Origin of the sequence: Neobacillus massiliamazoniensis, assembly GCF_001048695.1 — a bacterium.
Classification (GTDB): Bacteria; Bacillota; Bacilli; order Bacillales; family Cytobacillaceae; genus Neobacillus; species Neobacillus massiliamazoniensis.
Window position 1 is genome coordinate 74,577 of record NZ_CVRB01000001.1, and the last position, 21,134, is coordinate 95,710.

General features: G+C 39.8%; 20 protein-coding genes. 2 read left to right on the forward strand and 18 right to left on the reverse strand.

What is annotated here, in order from left to right:
• The first annotated feature begins 32 nt into the window (after positions 1 to 32).
• Both BN1082_RS27195 and BN1082_RS00480 read left to right on the forward strand, forming a co-directional pair.
• Positions 33 to 251: a VanZ family protein gene (locus BN1082_RS27195; RefSeq protein WP_176699601.1), complete on the forward strand. Its 219-nt coding sequence runs from the start codon at positions 33 to 35 to the stop codon at positions 249 to 251.
• Entirely contained in the window at positions 248 to 421 is a 174-nt protein-coding gene (locus BN1082_RS00480; protein ID WP_176699602.1) for a VanZ family protein, read from the forward strand. The genes BN1082_RS27195 and BN1082_RS00480 overlap by 4 nt, the downstream gene beginning before the upstream one ends.
• A gap of 64 nt (positions 422 to 485) precedes the next feature.
• Here the strand turns inward: BN1082_RS00480 and BN1082_RS00485 are convergent, their stop codons facing one another.
• The 18 genes from BN1082_RS00485 to BN1082_RS00570 all read right to left on the reverse strand — a co-directional run bounded on the left by BN1082_RS00485 (position 486) and on the right by BN1082_RS00570 (position 21,130).
• A complete protein-coding gene (locus BN1082_RS00485) occupies positions 486 to 2,108 on the reverse strand; it encodes a pyridoxal phosphate-dependent decarboxylase family protein (RefSeq protein WP_090629427.1) in 1,623 nt (540 codons plus the stop codon).
• Between the two features lie 376 nt (positions 2,109 to 2,484).
• Positions 2,485 to 3,252 carry an SDR family NAD(P)-dependent oxidoreductase gene (locus BN1082_RS00490; protein ID WP_245640255.1) on the reverse strand — a complete coding sequence of 256 codons (768 nt, stop codon included), beginning with the start codon at positions 3,250 to 3,252 and terminating at the stop codon, positions 2,485 to 2,487.
• Positions 3,253 to 3,265: 13 nt separating this feature from the next.
• The gene (locus BN1082_RS00495; protein ID WP_090629430.1) at positions 3,266 to 4,699 is read right to left on the reverse strand and encodes an aldehyde dehydrogenase family protein; all 1,434 of its coding nucleotides are present in this window, start codon (positions 4,697 to 4,699) and stop codon (positions 3,266 to 3,268) included.
• A gap of 827 nt (positions 4,700 to 5,526) precedes the next feature.
• Positions 5,527 to 6,735, reverse strand: a complete 1,209-nt coding sequence (locus tag BN1082_RS00500; RefSeq protein ID WP_090629432.1) for a M20 family metallopeptidase — start codon at positions 6,733 to 6,735, stop codon at positions 5,527 to 5,529.
• A gap of 15 nt (positions 6,736 to 6,750) precedes the next feature.
• On the reverse strand, positions 6,751 to 7,719 hold the full coding sequence (locus BN1082_RS00505) for a P1 family peptidase (protein WP_090629435.1): 969 nt from the start codon (positions 7,717 to 7,719) through the stop codon (positions 6,751 to 6,753).
• Entirely contained in the window at positions 7,719 to 8,270 is a 552-nt protein-coding gene (locus BN1082_RS00510; protein WP_090629437.1) for an ECF transporter S component, read from the reverse strand. The genes BN1082_RS00505 and BN1082_RS00510 overlap by 1 nt, the downstream gene beginning before the upstream one ends.
• Before the next feature lie 318 nt (positions 8,271 to 8,588).
• Positions 8,589 to 9,431 (reverse strand): energy-coupling factor transporter transmembrane component T family protein, encoded by an 843-nt coding sequence (locus BN1082_RS00515; protein ID WP_090629440.1) that lies wholly within the window; start codon positions 9,429 to 9,431, stop codon positions 8,589 to 8,591.
• The gene (locus BN1082_RS00520) at positions 9,424 to 10,314 is read right to left on the reverse strand and encodes an energy-coupling factor transporter ATPase (RefSeq protein WP_245640256.1); all 891 of its coding nucleotides are present in this window, start codon (positions 10,312 to 10,314) and stop codon (positions 9,424 to 9,426) included. Before BN1082_RS00520 ends, BN1082_RS00515 begins: the two co-directional genes overlap by 8 nt.
• Entirely contained in the window at positions 10,301 to 11,173 is an 873-nt protein-coding gene (locus tag BN1082_RS00525; protein WP_090629443.1) for an energy-coupling factor transporter ATPase, read from the reverse strand. Before BN1082_RS00525 ends, BN1082_RS00520 begins: the two co-directional genes overlap by 14 nt.
• Before the next feature lie 515 nt (positions 11,174 to 11,688).
• On the reverse strand, positions 11,689 to 12,468 hold the full coding sequence (locus BN1082_RS00530; RefSeq protein WP_090629445.1) for a serine hydrolase: 780 nt from the start codon (positions 12,466 to 12,468) through the stop codon (positions 11,689 to 11,691).
• A 3-nt stretch (positions 12,469 to 12,471) separates the two neighbouring features.
• Complete coding sequence (locus BN1082_RS00535; RefSeq protein ID WP_218055132.1) at positions 12,472 to 13,476, reverse strand: ABC transporter ATP-binding protein; 1,005 nt, start codon at positions 13,474 to 13,476, stop codon at positions 12,472 to 12,474.
• Positions 13,433 to 14,395 carry a C40 family peptidase gene (locus BN1082_RS00540; protein ID WP_245640257.1) on the reverse strand — a complete coding sequence of 321 codons (963 nt, stop codon included), beginning with the start codon at positions 14,393 to 14,395 and terminating at the stop codon, positions 13,433 to 13,435. Before BN1082_RS00540 ends, BN1082_RS00535 begins: the two co-directional genes overlap by 44 nt.
• Positions 14,388 to 15,488: a dipeptide epimerase gene (locus BN1082_RS00545; RefSeq protein ID WP_090629448.1), complete on the reverse strand. Its 1,101-nt coding sequence runs from the start codon at positions 15,486 to 15,488 to the stop codon at positions 14,388 to 14,390. The genes BN1082_RS00540 and BN1082_RS00545 overlap by 8 nt, the downstream gene beginning before the upstream one ends.
• A gap of 14 nt (positions 15,489 to 15,502) precedes the next feature.
• Entirely contained in the window at positions 15,503 to 16,426 is a 924-nt protein-coding gene (locus BN1082_RS00550; protein WP_090629450.1) for a S66 peptidase family protein, read from the reverse strand.
• 155 nt (positions 16,427 to 16,581) lie between these two features.
• Positions 16,582 to 18,210 carry a peptide ABC transporter substrate-binding protein gene (locus tag BN1082_RS00555; protein ID WP_090629453.1) on the reverse strand — a complete coding sequence of 543 codons (1,629 nt, stop codon included), beginning with the start codon at positions 18,208 to 18,210 and terminating at the stop codon, positions 16,582 to 16,584.
• A 28-nt stretch (positions 18,211 to 18,238) separates the two neighbouring features.
• On the reverse strand, positions 18,239 to 19,237 hold the full coding sequence (locus BN1082_RS00560; RefSeq protein WP_090629456.1) for an ABC transporter ATP-binding protein: 999 nt from the start codon (positions 19,235 to 19,237) through the stop codon (positions 18,239 to 18,241).
• Positions 19,238 to 19,241: 4 nt separating this feature from the next.
• The gene (locus tag BN1082_RS00565) at positions 19,242 to 20,198 is read right to left on the reverse strand and encodes an ABC transporter permease (RefSeq protein WP_090629458.1); all 957 of its coding nucleotides are present in this window, start codon (positions 20,196 to 20,198) and stop codon (positions 19,242 to 19,244) included.
• The gene (locus BN1082_RS00570) at positions 20,198 to 21,130 is read right to left on the reverse strand and encodes an ABC transporter permease (protein ID WP_090629461.1); all 933 of its coding nucleotides are present in this window, start codon (positions 21,128 to 21,130) and stop codon (positions 20,198 to 20,200) included. Before BN1082_RS00570 ends, BN1082_RS00565 begins: the two co-directional genes overlap by 1 nt.
• Positions 21,131 to 21,134: the final 4 nt, after the last annotated feature.

The window sequence follows — 21,134 nt, forward strand, 5'->3', positions numbered from 1 at the left end:
GCTTTCGTTTTCCTTACGGACTGTTTTTAGGTGTGTTAGGACTGTATACCATCGCCATTTTGGTTTTGCTATTCTTTCGGCCAAACGACCAAAGCTATCAATCATGGAACCTGATTCCCTTTTCAACCATCTCATTCTATTTCTCAGGTAAGGTCAATTGGTTAATATCCTTTTATAATCTATCAGCAAATATTGGTTTGTTCATTCCATATGGGATTTTTCTGATGATCAAATATCAAAATCTGTCTTGAAACTTATTTTTATACCAATCGTTGCTATTGCTTTAATTGAAATTTTACAGTTTTTTACCCATCGGGGAAGCATGGATATCGACGATCTGATCTTGAATTTGCTTGGGGTTTTTATTGGATATTTGTTCTTTCCATCATTCAATCGGATCGTACAAATAAATCCAAGATGAATAATAATTTTCATCTTGGATTTTTTATGTGAAATTTTGAGGGTTTCTTCTAATGACATTGCTTTTAGGAGTACTGTAAAGTCTTATTTTTGAAAACCTTTAGAAAATTGATGTAATCCGGTACCTTCTCGACAGTTGTATATGGGGAAATACAATAAAATTTATGAACAAATAATGGTATCGCTTCGTTTGAATCTGAAGCAAATACAAGCTTCTGTTTTTTTGTACTTCCAAAGTAAACGATATTTCGATTATTTCCAATGTTGTCAGAAATATTTTCATTGTACTCATTTGTTGCAATTATTTCTTTTGAACTTATTCTCCCAAATAATTCATTCGGCCAGTTATTTTCTTTTTCATAGAATCTAAAAGTTGTAACTGGAGAAACTTCATTTGTTATTACAACATCAGGGAATGATTCCTTTAATGCTTTCCTAAAAGCTATATTAACTCTTAAATAATTTGCGAGGATTTTTTGATATCCTTCTACACCAAATGTTAATAATGATGCATAAATTGGGATTGAACTTCCCATTCTAGAACATTCAAGTGTATAACTTGTGTGGTAGCTTCCAAAACCCCGGTCACCTATGTATGGCGTTTCTTCAGCATCTAAATCAACGTACTTTAAATTTAACTTATCTTTAATGAGGAAAAGGCTTGTTGTGTATGGGGTTTGACCTAGTTTATGAAAATCAAAAACCATACTATCAGATAAAGAAACATATTTAAACTTTGTATGATAATCCATTAATACTTCAAGCACTTCTTCCTCAAAACCTAGTGGGTTTTCATGGAAATTGTAATCATTAAAAAATGTAAACATACCACCCATTGCGGTATCAGCGTGTAAATAAATATCTTCTAAATGATAGTTCACTTCTAATTGTTTCAAGATATTTTTAATTTCTTTTATATCATCTATACCAAATGAATCTGTAGTTCCCATAGTAGCTAATACATAAATCGGGACTCCACCATTTTCTATCACTTCAACCATCTTATTATGTAAATCCTCAAGGTTCATGGAATCATCTTCATTTACTTTTACTCTAATTAGATGGCTTGTACCAATCCCTGTTGCTTCCATTGATTTATATAAGCTGAAATGAGATAACTCAGAACAAAAAGCATACAAATTGTTTGGTACACCATCTCTATTTGCGTTTGGATACTTTTTTGCAATAGCAATTCTTAATGAATTAAAAACTGCTCCTTGTCCTCCCCAAGTCGTGTAACCTGAGCTAATCATTTCATCATACCCCACTATTTTAGAGAGGGAACTTACTATTTCTACTTCTGCTGAAGCTGCTGCTGATCCTTCAATATCCCAGATATTATTACCATTTAATAAAGTCATGAGTAAATTCCCTATGATACTAGCTGTATTTGGTAGTGGGGCTGCATTTGCTACATAACAACTGTTCACAATTCTTTGACCCTTAGCTAAATTAACTAAAGATGTAATGATTTCTTCTATTCCTATTCCCTGTTGTGGCACTGTAGATGTAACTACCTTTTGATTGTAAAAATCTTTGTTGTAATTTGGCATTTCACCTAAAGAAAGTTTATTTTCATCCTTTAATTCATCAATTTTTGTAAGTAAATCTCTAATATACGATAAAAATTCCTCTCTTTTTAATGAATCCCCATTTACACTTGGAAATAATTTTTGAATTTCTAACATTTTGATAACCTCTCGATGATATGGAAATTTGGGATGCAATAAAAAAATTAATTATGTAAAAATATGTTATTCTAAAAAGCCTACTAAATTATTTTTCCATCACTTCCTTCCATGCAATTAGATTCTTCTTAATTAAATAGATTTTTTTTATATACCTAAGTAATTTACTTAACAATGGCAAATAATCTTTCAATAAATAATATCTCTTCTGCCTAAGGTTACTCCTTTCCTGTATTACATAAATTTTACAGACAATATTATGATAGAATAATTATTCCTTCAAATCCACTAATTAGATTTTTTACTTTAAATGTCAAAATAGACCTTATATTTTAAAAATACCTACTCCTTAAATCACTTAGGAGTAGGCACTTTTTTATATTCCTCTTCCCCCATCAACATTGAGGATCGTTCCTGTTACTTTTTCTGAGAGTGGCGAACAGAGGTATAAGGCTGATTGGGCGATATCTTCTGGTTCGATTAGTTTCCCGAGCGGTATGCTACTAATAAAAACTTCCTGCTTCTGTTGCTCCAGCTCCCCTTCATGATCAGGGATGAATTTACCGAGCATTTCGGTATTGGTTGGGCCTGGGTTAATCGCATTTACTCTAATTCCAAATGGAGCAAGCTCGATGGCGAGGGCTTTTGTCAGCACTGCCACCGCACCTTTCGAGGCGCAGTAAGCATTTAGACCCGGACGGGCTCTTTCGGAAGCAATGGAGGAAATACTTAAGATCACCCCTTGTTTTTGCTTTTTCATAAAGGGAACAGCATATTTTGCTGTTAGAAAAACAGACTTTGTGTTCACGTTTAGGAGTCGATCCCATTGTTCTTCCTCTAGATCTTCGATCGGGGTAAAAGCTTGCGGGAGCCCGGCGCAATTGATGATAATATCGATTTTCCCTTCTCTTTCTGCAACTGTGTTAATGAGTTTTTTTACCGATTGAGCATTGCTTACATCCACTCCAATGGCAATTGCCATTCCATTTTTCGCTTGGATTAGACTGACTGTTTCCGCCGCAGCCTCGATATTGATATCAGCCACCGCAACGGTTGCTCCTTCATTCGCAAAGGATAATGCCATGGCTCTTCCCATTCCTGATCCGGCACCCGTAATGATGGCAATTTGGTTTTGTAACAGCACAAATTTCCCCTCCTTATCCCAGGTTCAACACAACCATTCGCACTTCAGTCATTTCTTCAATCGCATATCGAGGACCTTCTTTTCCAAGACCGCTTTTTTTCACACCACCATATGGCATTACATCATTCCTGTATGTAGACACATCGTTGACAATCACTCCACCGTATTCTAATTCTCGTGAAGCTTTTAATGCTAGATTCATATCTTTTGTAAAAATTCCAGCTTGAAGACCGTAATCCGATTTATTGGCTAAATGAATCGCTTCATCGATATTACTATACTGAATGATCGTAACAATCGGAGCAAAAACCTCCCTGCACACCACCTTCATCTCATGGGTGACATTTGTTAAAACAGTTGGATAAAAGAGAGCACCATCTCGCTTTCCTCCTAAAAGTAGAGTTGCACCAGCTGCAACAGCCTCTTGGACCCACTCTTCTGATCGGCGTGCCTCTCGCTCATCAATCATGGGGCCGACATCTGTTTCAACATCTTTCGGATCCCCTACTTTTAACTGTTTTACAATATTTAAATAAAGATCCATAAAATCATACGCTACTTTTTCGTGAACATAAATTAGTTGGACAGCAATACATGCCTGGCCTGCATTATGAAAGCTTCGGTGCGCTGTCTGTTCTGCAGCCAATAATAAATCCGCATCTTCATGAACAATGTTTGGTGAATTATTTCCAAGCTCTAAGGCGACTGGCCTCATTCCGCTTTTTGCTTTAATAGCAGCACCGACTTCACTTGAGCCAGTAAAGGTGTACATGGCAATTCTTTCATCAGAGAGCAGCCAGTCACCAACTTTATTACCAGATCCTGTGATTATTTGAAGGTATCCTTTAGGGAGTCCTGCTTCGTGTAGTAGGTTTAATAAATGGAAGGAAGCAATCGGTGTAACGGTTGCAGGCTTTAACACAACTGTATTTCCTGCCGCGAGTGCTGGAGCAATTTTGTGAGCCCCTAATAATAATGGATAGTTAAATGGAGTAATCGCACCGATAACCCCTTTTGGGACGCGAATCGTGAAACCGAGCCGATTCTCTGATCCAGGTACACCTTGTAAGGGAACCATTTCGCCCGCAATTCTTTTTCCCTCTTCTGCAGAGATTCGGAAGGTACTAATCGCGCGGTCCAATTCTCCTCTAGCATCTTTAACAGTTTTACCAACTTCTTGGACCAATGAGTGTTCTAGCATTTCCCGTCTTTGTTCCATAAGCTCAGCAGTTTTTAATAGAATTTCATATCGCTCATAAGCAGTTAATTTATTTTCCTTAAACGCTTTCTGGGCAGCAGTAACCGCTAGGGTGACATGTTCCTTCTTCGCCTTGGCAATTTTGGCAATTGATTCGCCAGTATATTTGTCATGTACTTCAGTATATTCTTCAGTCTCCACCCATTCACCGTCAATAAATAGGTGATATACAGGTACTTCCTTCGTCATTTTTTTTCCTCCAATTTGCGACTGTTCATTCATTCTATGAGAAATACTTTTAAAAATGGGGGTATAGGCTCAGATCCTTCTAATCATTTGTCTAGGTCAAAAAGTAGATTACATTAGTTTATATTTGGTCATTCAATAGTAAATAAATAAAAAATACAGTAACATTTACTATTTTCTTTTATTCATGACACTTTTTCCTTTTTCTAGTTCTATTTTTGTCGTCAATGAGCACTATTAGCGTCACTTTTTCCTCTTCCTGTTCTATTTTTGACGTTAATGAGCCCTATTAGCGTCACTTTTCCCTTTTCCTGTTTTGTTTTTGACGTTAATAAGCCCTATTAGCGTCACTTTTCCCTTTTCCTGTTCTGTTTTTGGCGTTAATGAGCACTATTAGCGTCACTTTTTCCTTTTCCTATTCTGTTTTTGGCGTTAATGAGCCCTATTAGCTTCACTTTTCCCTTTTCCTGTTCTGTTTTGGACGTTAATGAGCCCTATTACCGTCACTTTTTCCTTTTCCAGTTCTGTTTTTGTCGTTAATGAGCCCTATTAGCTTCACTTTTCCCTTTTCCTGTTCTGTTTTTGACGTTAATAAGCCCTATTACCGTCACTTTTTCCTTTTCCTGTTCTGTTTTTGGCGTTAATGAGCCTTATTAGCTTCACTTTTCCCTTTTCCTGTTCTGTTTTTGGCGTTAATGAGCCCTATTGACTTCACTTTTTCCTTTTTTATTTCTGTATTTGGCACCATTAAGCCTACCCTATTGGGTTAACATGTCCATAAAGGGTATTTCTTTTTTTATTAAAAAAATCAACAAAAAACTATAACATTTCTAATCATTTAAAAAGAACAAAGCGGTTTGCGCATAAATCCTCGATGCTTCTACTAGTTCGTCCAAATCGATATATTCATTGATTTGGTGTGGAATATGACGGTCTCCTGCCCCCGTCGTAACAATCGGAATCCCTGCTAAATGCAAAAATGTACCGTCCGTTGCACCAGGCACTCCGTTATATATAGGCTCTTTTCCAATAACAGTACGGTACGATTCTATACTTGCCTTGACAATAGGGTCATCCAAGCTTGTCTCTGTCCACGGTCGGCTTTCAATCACCTCTAACGTAGCTTTAAAATCAGGATCCTTCGAACCAAGTTGTGTTAAAATATTTTCCATATTCACTCTTAGCTGATCGTGATTTTGCCCCGGAACTGTCCGAATATCTAATGTGGTCATACAATTGTCGGGAATGACATTGATTTGTGGATCTCCCTTTTCAGGACCTAAAATAATCGTCGGGGTAATGCTCGGCCACCCTAAATAATGATGCTCCCCCACTCGTTTTTTCTCGAAATCCTCAAGAGCCATAAGCTCACAAATGATTTGCGCCATTCTCGTATTGGGATTTATTCCAGTCAGCGGCATCGCACCATGTGCCATTTTTCCGAAGGTCCGAAGTACTGCCCTCATTGCACCTTTTTGTGTGATACAGATTTGATTTTCCTCCGGCTCGCAAATGATTGCGCCATCTACCCCTTGGGCCCAGCCCCGCTTGATGAAGTGCTTGATCCCAATCATTAACCCCTCTTCATCGCATGGAATACATAGAATGATTTTCCCATTCCATTTTAGTTTGCTTTTTTTGATGGCATGGACCGCTGCGATAGCGGCTGAGAGGTTTCCTTTTGTATCATTCGTTCCTCTTCCATACATTCTGCCGCCCTCAATCACAGCTCCGAATGGATCATAGCTCCATGCACTATGGTCCCCTTCGGTTACCACATCGGTATGGCCTTCAAAAAGGATGGTTTTCCCCGGCCTTCCAGAATCGAGAATTCCGATGACATTCGGACGCCCCTTCACCACTTCTTCGATATAGACTTCTAGACCCAAGTTTTTCAAATACTCATATACGAACTGCGCAGCTCTAAGTTCATTCCCCTCGGGGTCATTTGGACGGTAAACGCTCGGTATCCGAACTAATGATTGCGTTAGATTAATTACTTCTTTATCATCGACATAATCACTGACAAGTAAAGACACTGCAACCCCTCCATTTTACAAAAAATTCCCTAAATCCTGATAAGCGGTGATTCCCAAGATACTTTCAGCAGAATGGACGGCATTTAGAATCGCCTGTTCCATAACCTTGGCTGCTAAACCACCTATAACATCCACTGACATTCTTATTCCACCAGTCGCAGCAGCAAACACGGTATCCCCGTCATACAACGTATGCGAAGGATAAATGGTCCTGGCGTAGGCGTCCTGTGCCATTTGCGCAACCTTCGTCGCTTCTGCTTTTGTTAATTCCGCATTTACAGCTACAACACCAATTGTTGTATTTGTGCCCCTTGGAATAGTCGGTTGATAGTTCTGTTCTAATAACTTCAAGCTATCAAGGATGATGCCTGTTTCTTTTACATAGGGTCCTGCTAGCATTTTTCCGGTAGAAGGATCGCGGACATCCCCCGCTGGATTAACAGCAACAATCGCACCAATCACGACCCCATTTTCCAGGCGGAGTGATGCACTGCCTAACCCGCCCTTCATACAAAATTCTAGCCCAGCTAGTTTTCCAACAGTTGCACCACAACCTGCACCGACATTTCCAGTGGGAAACTTCTCGTTTGTTGCTGTTTTTGCTGCTTCATATCCCATTTGTTTGTCGGGTCTGATTTTCGGATCCCCTACCACAAGATCAAATAACACTGCAGCCGGGACAATCGGAATTTTAGCAACACCAACATCCAGGCCAATTCCCTGCTCTTCTAAAAATTGCATCACTCCAGAAGAAGCATCTAAACCATAGGCGCTTCCACCACTCAAACAGATCGCATGTACTTTTTCTACCAGATTAATAGGGTTTAAAAGATCCGTTTCCCGGGTTCCGGGAGCAGACCCTCTCACGTCTACTCCCGCAACCGCACCCTCTTCGAACAGAATCGCCGTACAACCTGTTAATGCATTCTGATCTTCTCTATTCCCAACCTTAACTCCAGGTACATCTGTAATAAATCCAGACATTATTCGTCCTCTGAGATTTTTGACTTTTTGCTATTTCCAATCTGTTTCCAAGCTAACACAACGGCTAATGTAACGATCGTTCCGACAATTGCTTCTGGAATTCCGTTTGTGACTCCAACTGTCCATGCTACACCAGCAGTTAAATAATGCCTTACAACCGCCATCGTTAAAACAAGAACCGTATTGGTCAATGTTCCTAAAAACGCTGATACAGCTACAGCCAGATATTCATTTTTTCGATGTAGACCTGCATACACCAGCCAAGCCACAACCCCGATAAAAAGCCGCGGCAGAATGGCAACTAAGGGATCTTTAAATAGTGGAACCGTGGCATTTAAAAATGACGAAATACCAAAGATCGCACCGACAATTAAACCAACTAAAGGTCCTTGCATGATTCCGCCAATAATTGCCGGGATGTGCATGATTGTTGCATTTCCGGCAGCCGTTGGCACAGGAATATAACCGAGTCTTGTCACACCTAAAAGAATGGCCACTGCACCCAAAACGCCAGCAATCACAATATCACGAACCGTTAGTGACTTTTTCATTCCATATCTCCCCTTTTTAAATTATTTGTTTTACAAAAAATCAAAACATCTTTTTTTGAGACATTTTAATTAAAGGCTGTGTTAAACTTGGCTGTTTATTTGCGCTCAAGAAGCGAGCATCCGCGGGCGTTCCGGGGAGCCTCCTCGGCGCTTAACGACTGTGGGGTCTCCCCTTCCCAGTACTCCCGCAGGACGTTGAATATGCTTCCATGAATCATCACTGCACGAAGGAAATTCGTTAGCATTTTCGAGGATCTCGCGCCTTCCGCTCCAATCAACATAGGTTCAAAATCAACAATGCCCTTTAACATAGACTAATTAAAAAGGAAACCGATAAAAAAGCAGTAATAAGGATAATAAAAGTCCAATCAATAATACGAAATAATCTTTCTTGAGTGCTTTATAGTGGGAAAACGTACTTCTGTCATCTCCAGGGGTGTAGCAGCGTGATTCCATTGCTAGAATCAGGTCCTCTGCTCTTGATAATGCAATATTGAACAATGGGATGATGATTGGAAACATATCCTTTGTTCTTTGGATGATCCGCCACCAGCTTCCTGAACCAAAGTCCGCTCCCCTTGAGGCCTGAGCCTTCATCATTTTTTCCATTTCCATTGCAAAAGTTGGGACGAATCGAATCGAGATGGTGGTAATCAATGAAATTTCGTAGACAGGAAATTTGATTTTTTTTAAAGGACTTAACAGACTTTGAATGGCATGAGTTAACTCTGTGGTTGAAGTTGATAGGGTGAGAACGCTGCTTAAGAAGATAATTTCAATAAACCGAACGGCCGAGACAACCACTAAGCGAATACTTTCACTAGTAATCAAGACAAAACCATAATCAACGTATACCGTTCCATTTGAAAAAATTTGTCCTTGAAATAAGAGCTGAAGAATAGCCAGAATGATGATAAATGGAATAGCTGGTTTCACACCGGACAACCCGTAGCTGATCGGTATTTTTGAGACCCAAAATAAATAAACCGATACCAAAAGTCCAATGGCATTACCTATATAACTCGTATTTAGCGCAATCGCTAAAACGAGCAAAACAAATGCAAGCAGCTTAATTCTTGGATCCAAGCGATGAATAAATGATCCAGTTGGCACATACTGACCAATGGTTATATTGCGGGACAATTCAAATTCATTAGACATAACGGGTACCCTCCTCCTTTCCGGCAAGTACCTTAATAATTTCGTTTGACGCTTCATTGATGGTAAAGGCAGCAGTATTTACATTGAATCCAAGGTTGGTGAGCCGATAGAGGACCTGTACCGTTTCAGGGGTTCCGATTTGGTAGCGCTTCAGCTTTTCTTTATCCGTAAAAATCTCCTTCGGCGTGCCGTTTAACACATCGGTTCCATCAGCCATCACATAGACTCGATCAGCTAAATAGGCGACTTCCTCCATATTGTGGGAAACAAATACCACGGTCAGTTTCTCTTCCTTGTTTAAAAACTTAATCTTGTCTAGCAATTCATTCCTTGATCTTGGGTCTAAACCTGCCGTTGGTTCATCGAGCACTAAAATCTTTGGTTTTAAGGCTAAAATGCCAGCGAGTGCAACTTTACGCTTCTGACCACCACTCAATGCAAACGTCTGCCTGTCCTTCATCCTCGAAAAATCCAAACCAACAACGTCCATTGCCCATTTTACACTCTCCCTCACCTCCTTTACTGGCAATCCAAGTTTAAACGGTCCATAGGCAATATCGTCTCCAATTAATTTTTCAAAAATTTGATCTTCAGGGTTTTGAAAAACAAGCCCGACCTTTCGCCGCAACGCTTTCAAATCAAGCTTTTTCTTTGATAAGTCCTCTCCATCGATGATTACCTTGCCAGTTTCAGGTCTTATCAACCCATTGAAATGCTGAATCAGAGTTGATTTTCCCGAACCGGTGTGACCGATAATGGCGATACAATCGCCCTCATATGCATACATACCTGCTCCCTTCAAAGCTACATGCTCCATTGGTGTTCCTTTCATGTACGTATGGGAAAGGTTCTCAACTTCAATCATCATGTTACGATTCGGCATATCTCACCTTCTCACTTATTCCATTAGTTAATCTTTTTACTTCATTAATCAGCTCGTCTTCGTGGATCATATCCTTAGAGAAATCGGAATGATGATTGTGAATGATTTCTGCCAATTGGCTAATAGTTGGTATATCTAATTGAAGCTGCTCTAGCTTCTCTTTATATTTGAAAATTTCATACGGCGCCCCATCCATAACGATTTTGCCGTCTTCCACAACGATAATGCGGTTTGCTTCTGCTGCCTCAGACATCCGATGGGTGACTGTAATGATTGTCATCCCCATGCTGTTCATTTTCCGCATCAACTGGAAAACTTCTTTCCTGCCAAAACTATCTAACATGCTGGTAGCCTCATCAAATACGATACAATCAGGGTGCATTGCTAGAACTCCTGCAATCGCAACCCTTTGCTTTTGTCCCCCTGATAAATGATGCGGGGGACGTTTTCTGAATTCCGACATTTTCACCACATTCAATGCATCATCGATCCTCTTCTGCATTTCATCCCTTGGCACGCCAATATTTTCAAGGCCAAAGGCTACATCCTCCTCAACAATCGTCGCGACAATTTGATTGTCAGGATGCTGAAACACCATGCCGACCGCTTTGCGAATCTCCCTTTTGTTTATTAGTTCTTTTGTATTCAGATTGTGAACCCAAACATCCCCTGACTCTGGCGTTAATATCCCGTTTAAATGCTTGGAAAGTGTGGATTTACCTGAACCATTGTGCCCGATGATTGCGACATATTCCCCCGGGAAAACAGAAAAGGAAACATCTTTAAGAACTGAAACTGTAGTTTTTTCATTGATTTTATAGGAAAATGATACATTCTCTATACGTAGAATCGGTTCCATTTTATCCTCCTTTCCTTTTTATTTTATAATATTCAGATAATTATGTATGCATGTCTAAGATTTTAATAGGATCTCAGTAATTTGTAGTAAGTTCATATCTAATTTGTTGTTTGGGAATAACCTTTCTTTGCATGCACAAAGAAGCTGCCCAGTAGTTTGAGCAGCTTATTAAGTAGTTAAATATTTTAATAAATTGGCTGTGTTAAACTTGGCTGTTGATTTGCGCTCAAGAAGCGAGCATCCGCGGGCGTTCCGGAGAGCCTCCTCGGCGCTTAGCGCCTGTGGGGTCTCCCCTGCCCCGTACTCCCGCAGGACGTTGAATCAGCATCTTTGAATTCACACCGCACGAAGGAAATGCGATAGCATTTTCGAGGATCTCGCGCCTTCCTCTCCAATCAACAAAAGTTCAAAATCAACAATGCCCTTTAACACAGCCAATAAATTATTAATAGTATATTTTATTGAAATATAAAACGGGTGTCAGGCACCTATAATGGTGCCTGACACCCGAACAGTCATCTTGATTCTTCCAACAAATAATTATAAATGTGCTTACCTATTCTACTTATTTTCTGTTTTCCAACAAAAATGTCATCAAGATTGTCCAGCAAAACAGCAGCATAAGCAGTTCTTCCCTTATACTTGAAGATTGCACAATCATGTTCAACTCTCGGAAAGCTGCCTGTTTTATTGGCTACAAACATCCTATCAAGGTCTATCATACCTGGGAGCTTATCTTGAAATTGTTGATATTTCATGATTTCTAAAGCGATTTTCCTGCTTGCCTCGGATAAATAAGTCCCTTCATTGACAACTTTTAAACAACTAATCATATCCCTAGGACTGGTATAGTTATCTAAACCATGTTCAATTGCCTCAAAGTCCATCATTTTCCTGCTTAACACTGTATCTTGAAGTCCCATATTTTTCATGGAACCATTAATTGCTTCTATTCCCAATAAATCAATTAACAAATTGGTGGCTGTATTATCAGAGACAATGATCATTAAGGTCATTAAATCTTTAACGGTCATCATTACATTACTAGAAAGAATCTGTAATACTCCTGATCCTCCGGCTCTATTAGGAATGGATATTAATTCTTCTAAGTTTATTTTTCCTATCTCACTCTGCCTAAGTCCTTCTATTAAAATAGGAATCTTGATCACACTTGCTGAAGGAAATATTTTCTCACTATTAAAATAAAAGCTCTCGCCCTCTATTTCGATTGCCAAACCGACACGACCATTAAAGCCGTGGAGTTCTTCTTCCATATTATACTTTAACCTATCCATCGATTACCTCGTAACGGCAACCTGTGAATAATCATGATCACCGGTTTTTTTCTTATCATATAAATGACAAGCAACATAGTGGTCCTTGTCGACTTCCTGCCAGATGGGCTTGTCCATACCGCAAATATCCATCGCCATTGGACAGCGGTTTCGAAATACACAGCCGCTTGGTGGATTAATAGGGCTTGGAATCTCCCCTTTTAATATGATCCTTTCGCGTTTGTCCTCAATGTCTGGGTCTGGAATCGGTATGGCAGAAAGCAAGGCCTGAGTATATGGATGCCTCGGCTGTTTATATAACGCATTGCTTCCGGTTAATTCAACCAACTGACCCAAATACATGACTCCGATGCGGTCACTTATTTGCTTCACCATCGAAAGGTCATGTGCAATAAATAAGTACGTTAATCCTTTTTCTTTTTGCAAGCGTTTTAGTAGATTAACCACCTGTGCCTGAACGGATACATCTAGGGCAGAAATCGGCTCGTCTGCAATAATAAACTCTGGATCTAAGGCAAGTGCGCGGGCAATCCCAATCCGCTGGCGCTGCCCGCCGCTAAATTCATGTGGATAGCGGTTTGCATGATCTCGATTTAACCCGACATCCTCTAATAATTGATAGACGCGGTTTAATCGTTCTTGCTTATTTGGATATAAACTGTGAACTTCCATTGGTTCAGATATGATTTCTCGAACCGTTGACCTTGGGTTTAAGGATGCATATGGGTCTTGGAAGATCATCTGCAATTGCCTATGAAAAGCAAATCGCTCTTTCGAAACCATACTGTGGATATTTTTCCCTTTATAAACAACCTCCCCATCTGTTCTGTCATAAAGACCGATAATCGTCCTCCCTGCTGTTGACTTACCGCATCCAGACTCACCTACAATTCCAAACGTTTCACCTTTATTAATGTGAAACGTTACTCCATCAACGGCTTTTAATATTTCACCTCTGCCAATGTTAAAATACTTTTTCAGATTGTTTACTTGGAGTAGTTTTTCCATGATTATATACCTCCGTCTCAACCCAGTAGCGCCTTGCAGCACATAGTTCACGCTCGTATATGGTTCCTTCTAAAGGAATAATTTCAACCGTTTTTCCTGTTTTTGGAGAGTGAAGTAATTTTCCATCCCCATAATAAATACCTACGTGATGGACTCTCCCTTTTCCTTCTTCATAGGCAAAAAACAACAAATCCCCTGGTTCGATTTTTGCTAGTTCAATTTCTTTCCCAGCAGCCGCTTGATCTTGGGCATCACGCGGAATCACATACCCATTTGCCTTACACATTGAATAGGCGAACCCTGAACAATCATAGCCAAAGCTGCTCATACCGCCCCACAAATAGGGTAAATGAAGAAACTTTTCACCTTCGGAAACAATTGACCGACCATTTCCTCTTGCTGGAGAATCTAAGATAACAACATCCACCAAATCTAGTACACCTGTACCATCAGGGGTTTTTATGAAAACCTTCCCTTGTTCTTCATGTAGATAGGGCAAAGCTGTTTGATAGGAAAGAACCCAAGGAATTTGGTTATTCTCCCTATACAACTGGGCTTTTGGGCTCATAATAACGGCGACCGTGCCTTCTGCTAGATTCCAATCATCAGGCGATGCTGTCAATTGTGATTTTGGTACCCAGCCTGGATATCCACGGTCATCCTTGGAAGTCGTCTGACTAGGAATGATTACATATGCACAATCTGCATTTTCCTCCAAAACCACAACCTCTTCACCATATAAAAGCTGGGTTTGAACAAGGTTTTGATTACATAATTCAAGCCTTGAATCATAAGTTAATCCTTCTAGCCACGAGTCGATATGAACAGGGTTGGAAACAGCATCCTTGTCCATTTCTCGAGCTGAATCAAAAGACGTCCAGACGGTTGCTACTGGAACATTTACAATCCACTTATCCAACTAATACCCCTCCTTCAACGTTAATATGCTTTATCCCAAGGCCCGGCGCCTCTGATAGAGTAATAAATCTATTATTATATTGTATTCCACCTTCTACAATTTCTTTCGCTAACATGAGCGGTGCATCAAAGTCAAAACGAGTGATGTTTTGCTTACTTGCGGCAAAGTGAGCAGCAGCCGTTATACCAAGACGGGTTTCAATCATACTGCCGACCATACACTCAACACCGCAAGTTTCAGCGAGTTGATTGATGATCTGAGCTTGATAAATTCCACCTGCCTTCATCAACTTAATATTAATTAAATCGGCACTTCTCGTTTTTAAAACTTGAAAGGTCTGCATTGGGTTAAACACACTTTCATCCGCCATAATCGGCGTGTCAACTGCATCCGTTACCTGTTTTAGTCCATCAATATTGTCTGCTTTTACAGGTTGTTCCACTAGTTCTATCCGTAAATCACTGTCTTCCATTTTACGAATCGCACGGATCGCTTCCTTCTCTGTCCAGCCTTGATTCGCATCTAATCGGATTTTTATATCCTTCCCTACCCTTTTTCGAATCTCCTGAATTCGTTCTATATCTGTAGCAATATCATCCTTACCTACCTTGACCTTAAGAACATTAAATCCTTTCTGGATATAGGAAACCGCGTCATCCCCCATTTCAACGGGGTCGTTCACACTGACTGTAAAATCAGTTTCCAATACCTTTTTATGACCGCCGAGAAATTGATAGAGTGGCAGCTTACAAAATTGCGATAAGCAATCATAAAGGGCCATATCCACAGCAGCTTTAGGGCTAGAGTTTCCAACCAAAAGTGTCTTAAGTCCTTGAAAAATAATTTCATAGTTTAACAAACTTTTCTTTATTAAAAATGGCTTAATCACATGGTGAATCGCCGATTCAATACTCGAAAGGCTATCGCCTGTAATCACAACGGTTGGAGGTGCTTCACCCCAGCCGACGAAGCCGTTATCGCAGGTTATTTTTACAAAAATAGATTCAGCTGTGGTAACAGTTCTGAGTGCCGTTTTAAACGGCTTTACGAGCGGAACGGCGACTCTAAATGTTTCAATTTGCTCAATAATCATGATTTCCCCATCCTTTACACGATGCCGCTATCGACAATTAGTCTATTTTCAAGAGTATTCAACTTTGCAGGTACACCTAATGGAATCGAAATATTAGGATTGCAGTGACCCATTAGAAATCCCTTTAATGCCGGTTTATTGGCAAGCTTTACATAGTAGGCGATGACTTCATCCAAGGCTAATGTAAGATCCCTTTTTGCTATGCAATTACAAAAATCGCCAACAAGAATTCCGTTGGCATCCTTAAGCTTTCCAGCCATATAAAGTTGATTGAGCATCCGATCAACGGAACGAGGTTCTTCATTAATATCTTCAATGAGCAGCAGCTTACTCTTAGTATCGATTTCAAAATTCGTGCCGAGTGTACTGACTAAAAGAGATAAATTTCCACCAACAAGTTCCCCGCTTGCCTCACCCTCAACTAGAGTTTCCAATGGTGAAACTTGATCCGTATAAACGAAAGCAGACGGTTCAAACAATTGCTTAAATCCTTCTTTAGACAATGAGTGGGTATCAGATTTCCCAATATCTGAACCTAGCATCGGTCCATGGAATGTGATAAGCCCCGTTTTTTGCCGAATAGCCGTATGTAAAAACGTAATATCACTATATCCCCAAAAGATTTTAGGATTACATTTAATCAATTCATAGTCAATTTGCTCAGCAATTCTTCCGGTTCCATAGCCTCCGCACGCACAAATCACGGCTTTTACCTCGGGGTCTTGGAACATTTCATGCAAATCGTCAAGTCGTTCTTGATCTAGGCCTGCTAAATAGCCATTTATACGAGAAACATTTTTCCCCACTTTAACCCTTAGTCCTAAATCCTCCAAATAAGCGATGCCGCGCTCAAGATTTTCTTGGTTCGGCGGGCTTGCTGGAGCAATCACACCTACCTTGTCCCCTTGCTGAAGACGATATGGTTTTACAGCGTTCATAATAAGCACCTCTTCCAACATCTTCCTTTAGTCTATGTTTCTAGGACAAAAGGGATGTTCAACGAACATCCCTAAAATAATAAATTAAGAAAAAAGCACATCCTTTGTAAGCAAATGGCTAGTATTAGTCAGTGCTGATCAAGACCTTTCCGCTATTATTTCTTATCTGCCCATTTTAATTCTAAATAACCGACTGGGTGGCGAACGATTCCTATTACATTCTTATTTTGTAAGTTCACTTGGTTATAGAAGTGAATTGGAATAATTGGTGCGGCATCTAAGAATATCTTTTCTGCTTTGTACATCATTTCATAACGTTTTTTATCATTTTTTTCATTTTTAGCATCTTTAATCAATTGATCAAATTCAGCATTACTCCAGCCGGTGCGGTTCATTGGCGAACCTGTAATAAAGTTTTCCAGGAAGTTGATCGGGTCTGCATAGTCAGCAAGGAATGAGCTGCGTGAAAATTGGAATTTTAATGCTTTTTGATCGGCCGCAAATACGCTGCTTTCCATATTGGCCAATTTCACATCAACACCTAAATTTTCCTTAAACATTTGCTGTAGGGCTTCAGCCATCTTCTTGTGTACATCATTCGTGCTATACGTTAATGTAACCGGTGGTAGAGTTGTGTAATGTTCCTCTTCCATTCCTTTTTTCAAAAGCTCTTTTGCTTTTGCAACATCTGTTTTAATTAAATCACCGCTTTTTTCACGGAAATCATTTCCAGATGGATCTTTAAATCCATAGGAGACAAAGCCATATGCAGGCTTTACTTTATTTTTTACCACAAGGTCTACCAATTGCTTCTGGTTAACAGCAAGCGCAAAAGCTTTACGGATATTCACATTTTGAAACGGTGCTTTTGTTAAATTAAAACGGTAGAAATATTCACCTGCTTGATCTTCAACTTTTACGTCCCCTTCTTTTAACAACTGATCGGCAAGTTCAGAAGGTACGCTTGAAGTGTCCAGCTCACCCGTTTTGTACATTTGATATTCTGTATTTCGGTCATTTACCATTGCCCAATGGACCTTATCCAATTTCACACTTTTTGCATCCCAATATTTCTCATTTTTTGTAAAGGTAAAATCACTATTATGATTCCATTCTGCTAACGTGAATGGACCATTACCGACGAATGTTTTCGCTTCAGCAAACCATTTAGGATTAGATGTGGCCACTTTTTCATTGATTGGGAAAAAACACGGATTCGAAATAACGCTTAAGAAATAAGACTGTGGGCTTGTCAATGTGACTTCAAATGTCTTTTTATCGACAGCTTTTACTTTTACTTCATCTGCAGTACCTTTTCCTTTGTTATATGCTTCTCCACCTTCAATTAAGTACCCCAAGAATGCTGCGGGAGAACTTGTCTCCGGATTCAAAAGACGTTTCCAAGAATATACGAAATCACTTGCTGTTACATCGTCTCCATTTGACCATTTTGCATCTGAACGGATATGAAACGTATAGGTTTTACCGTCCTTCGAAACATCCCAGCTTTTTGCTGTCGCAGCTTTTGGTTGATTAGTCTCATCCAAGCGAGTTAAACCTTCCATGATATTGTTCAAGGCATTCCAAGATACTGCATCAAATCCTATTGGCGGATCAAAGGACGTTGGCTCTTGCTCATTGTTGAGGTTAAGAACTTTTTCTACTTTGGACTTACCTTTTTCATTATCCTTTGCCGTTTCAGTCCCAGCATTTGTATTTGCTGTACAAGCCGATACAGTAAATAACATGAAGACAGAAACCACCATCGTTACAAGCTTTTTCATGTTTTTCCCCCTCGTCTATTTATCATATTTAAACAAATGTTGAAACCAATACTTGTGCCCGCTCGTCCTGCAGCCAACAATCGACATAATGATGATTGCTGAGTTGCGTTCTAAACGGATATGCTCTATCACAAACTTCCATCGCATATGGACAACGTGCTGTAAAGGCACATCCAACCGGTGGGGAAAATAAATCTGGAGGTGTTCCTGGTATAGGAACTAACTCATCCCTCTCCATGTCCAACCTTGGTACAGACTGGAGCAAGCCCTTTGTATATGGATGTTGTGGTCGATAAAAAATTTCTCTCCTTGACCCTAATTCAACGATTCTCCCTGCATACATGACCGCAATTCGGTCCGCAACCTGTGCAACTACTCCCAAATCATGAGTAATGAGAATAATCGAGACGCCAGTTTTCATTTGAATTTCGCGAAATAACTCCAAAATTTGTGCTTGGATCGTTACATCAAGAGCAGTTGTCGGTTCATCAGCAATTAATACATCCGGCTGACAAACAAGGGCCATGGCAATCACGATCCGCTGGCGCATTCCCCCGCTAAATTGATGAGGGTATTGCTTTAACCGTAGTTCAGGACTTGGAATTCCAACAAGAGTAAGCATTTCAACAGCTGCTTTTTTTGCCTCGGCCCTCGATAGTTTTTTATGTTGGATAATCCCTTCCATAATTTGTTCACCAATCGAAAGTGTCGGATTTAATGCAGTCATCGGATCCTGAAAAATCATCGAAATATTAGCACCGCGAATTTTCCTAAGTTCAGATTCATTTAACTGGATTAAATCTTCCCCTTTAAAAAGGATTTCACCGGAAATAATTTTTCCAGGTGGATTTGGAATCAATCTCATAATGCTCTGGGAGGTAACACTTTTCCCACATCCTGACTCTCCAACTATCGCTAATGTTTCTCCTTTATGTAAATCAAAGCTAACCCCGCGAACCGCTTTTACTTCACCGCCATATGTTGAAAAGGATACTTGAAGTTCCTTAACCTGAAGAATTTTTTCCACGAATCTACCTCCTCAACTTAGGGTCGAGGGCATCCTGTAAGCCATCACCCAAAACATTAAATGCGAACATGGTTAAAGATATGAATAAGGTTGGGAAGAACAAACGCCACCAGTATCCCGATAGAATGGTAGACAAAGCGTCACTTGCCATTACTCCCCAGCTCGCATGCGGTGCTTGAATCCCAAGACCGATGAAGCTTAAAAAAGCCTCTGCAAATATAGCTGATGGAATAGTCAATGTCATTTGAACAATAATTGGTCCCATCGTATTTGGCAGTAGATTTTTACGAATTATTCTAGCCGTTGACGTCCCAAATGTTTTAGAGGCTAAAACAAATTCATAGTTTTTAATTTGCAATACCTGGCCACGAACAATCCTTGCCATTCCCACCCAACCTGTAATGGAAAGAGCCAGTATAATCGTTGTTAAGCCCGGACCTATCACGACCATAACTAAAATAACTACTAGTAAATAAGGAAGACCATATAAAATTTCCACAAATCTCATCATCAAATTATCGATTTTGCCGCCCTTATAGCCAGCAATCCCTCCATAGACAACTCCTATTAGAAAATCAATAAGAGCAGCAACCAAGCCAACAAATAAAGAAATACGTGCTCCATAGCAAGTGCGGGTAAAAACATCTCTTCCTAATTCATCTGTCCCAAACCAAAACGTCTTGGATGGCGGCAGATTCTGCAAAGTTAACTTTTGAGTTTCAACCGAGTGAGGCGAAATCATTGGACCAAAAATAGCCAATAAGAATAGTAAAAACAAGAAGACCATTCCTGACAGCGCCAATTTATTTTTTAAAAGTCTCAGCCAAGAATCCTTCCAATACGACAAACTAGGTCTAACAACTGCTTGTGCTTCTGTTTGGGTTCGTGCTAAAGGGACAAACCATTCATCAGGAACATCGGGCGAAATATTCCGGTTATCTTCTTGTTTCAACAATTCCATTATTTCGCCTCCTTTTTATGGAGTTTTATTCTGGGATCAAGCACCCCGTAGGCTAGATCGACTAACAAAAGCATAAGAATTAAAATACCACTATAAAACACCGTTGTCCCCATGATGACGGGATAATCACGGTTATTAATGCTGTCAACGAAGTATTTGCCCATTCCAGGAATAGCAAATATTTTTTCAATCACAAAGGTCCCTGTTAAAATGCTGGCTGCCAATGATCCTAGTACCGTAACCACTGGAAGCAAGGCATTTCGTAAGGCATGCTTGAAAACAATCTTAACAGGAGATAACCCCTTTGCTTTCGCTGTTTTGATGTAATCCTGTGTTAATACTTCAAGCATACTCGTTCGAGTTAAGCGGGCAATAATTGCCATTGGTCCTGTTGCCAGCGCCAAAATCGGCAATACCATATGTTTCGGGCTTGTCCAGGTTGCTACTGGAAAAATAGGAAATCGAACAGCTAGTTCTTCTATTAAAAAAGTTGCCATAACAAAGTTCGGTATTGAAATTCCAAGGACCGCGACACTCATTGCAACATAGTCGATAAGTCCGTTATGGCGAAGGGCCGCAAACACACCAAGTAAAATCCCTGAGACAATAGCAACAAGAAGAGTATAAAATCCCAGTTCAAATGAAATTGGAAATCCTCTTCCTAGCATATCGTTAACGGTTTGTGATGATTGTTTAATAGATGGACCGAGATCCAATTTTAAAAGTTGTTTTAAGTAATTTCCATATTGGACGATAAGAGGTTGATCTAGATGAAAGTAGGATTCGAGGTTCTTTTGTACAGTTTCATTGGTGGTTCTTTCCTCATTGAATGGTGATCCCGGAACCGAATGCATTAAGAAAAATGTTCCAGTAATGATGAGCCATAATGTAATAATCATCGCTGTTAATCGTTTAAAAAAATAATTCTTCATCCTT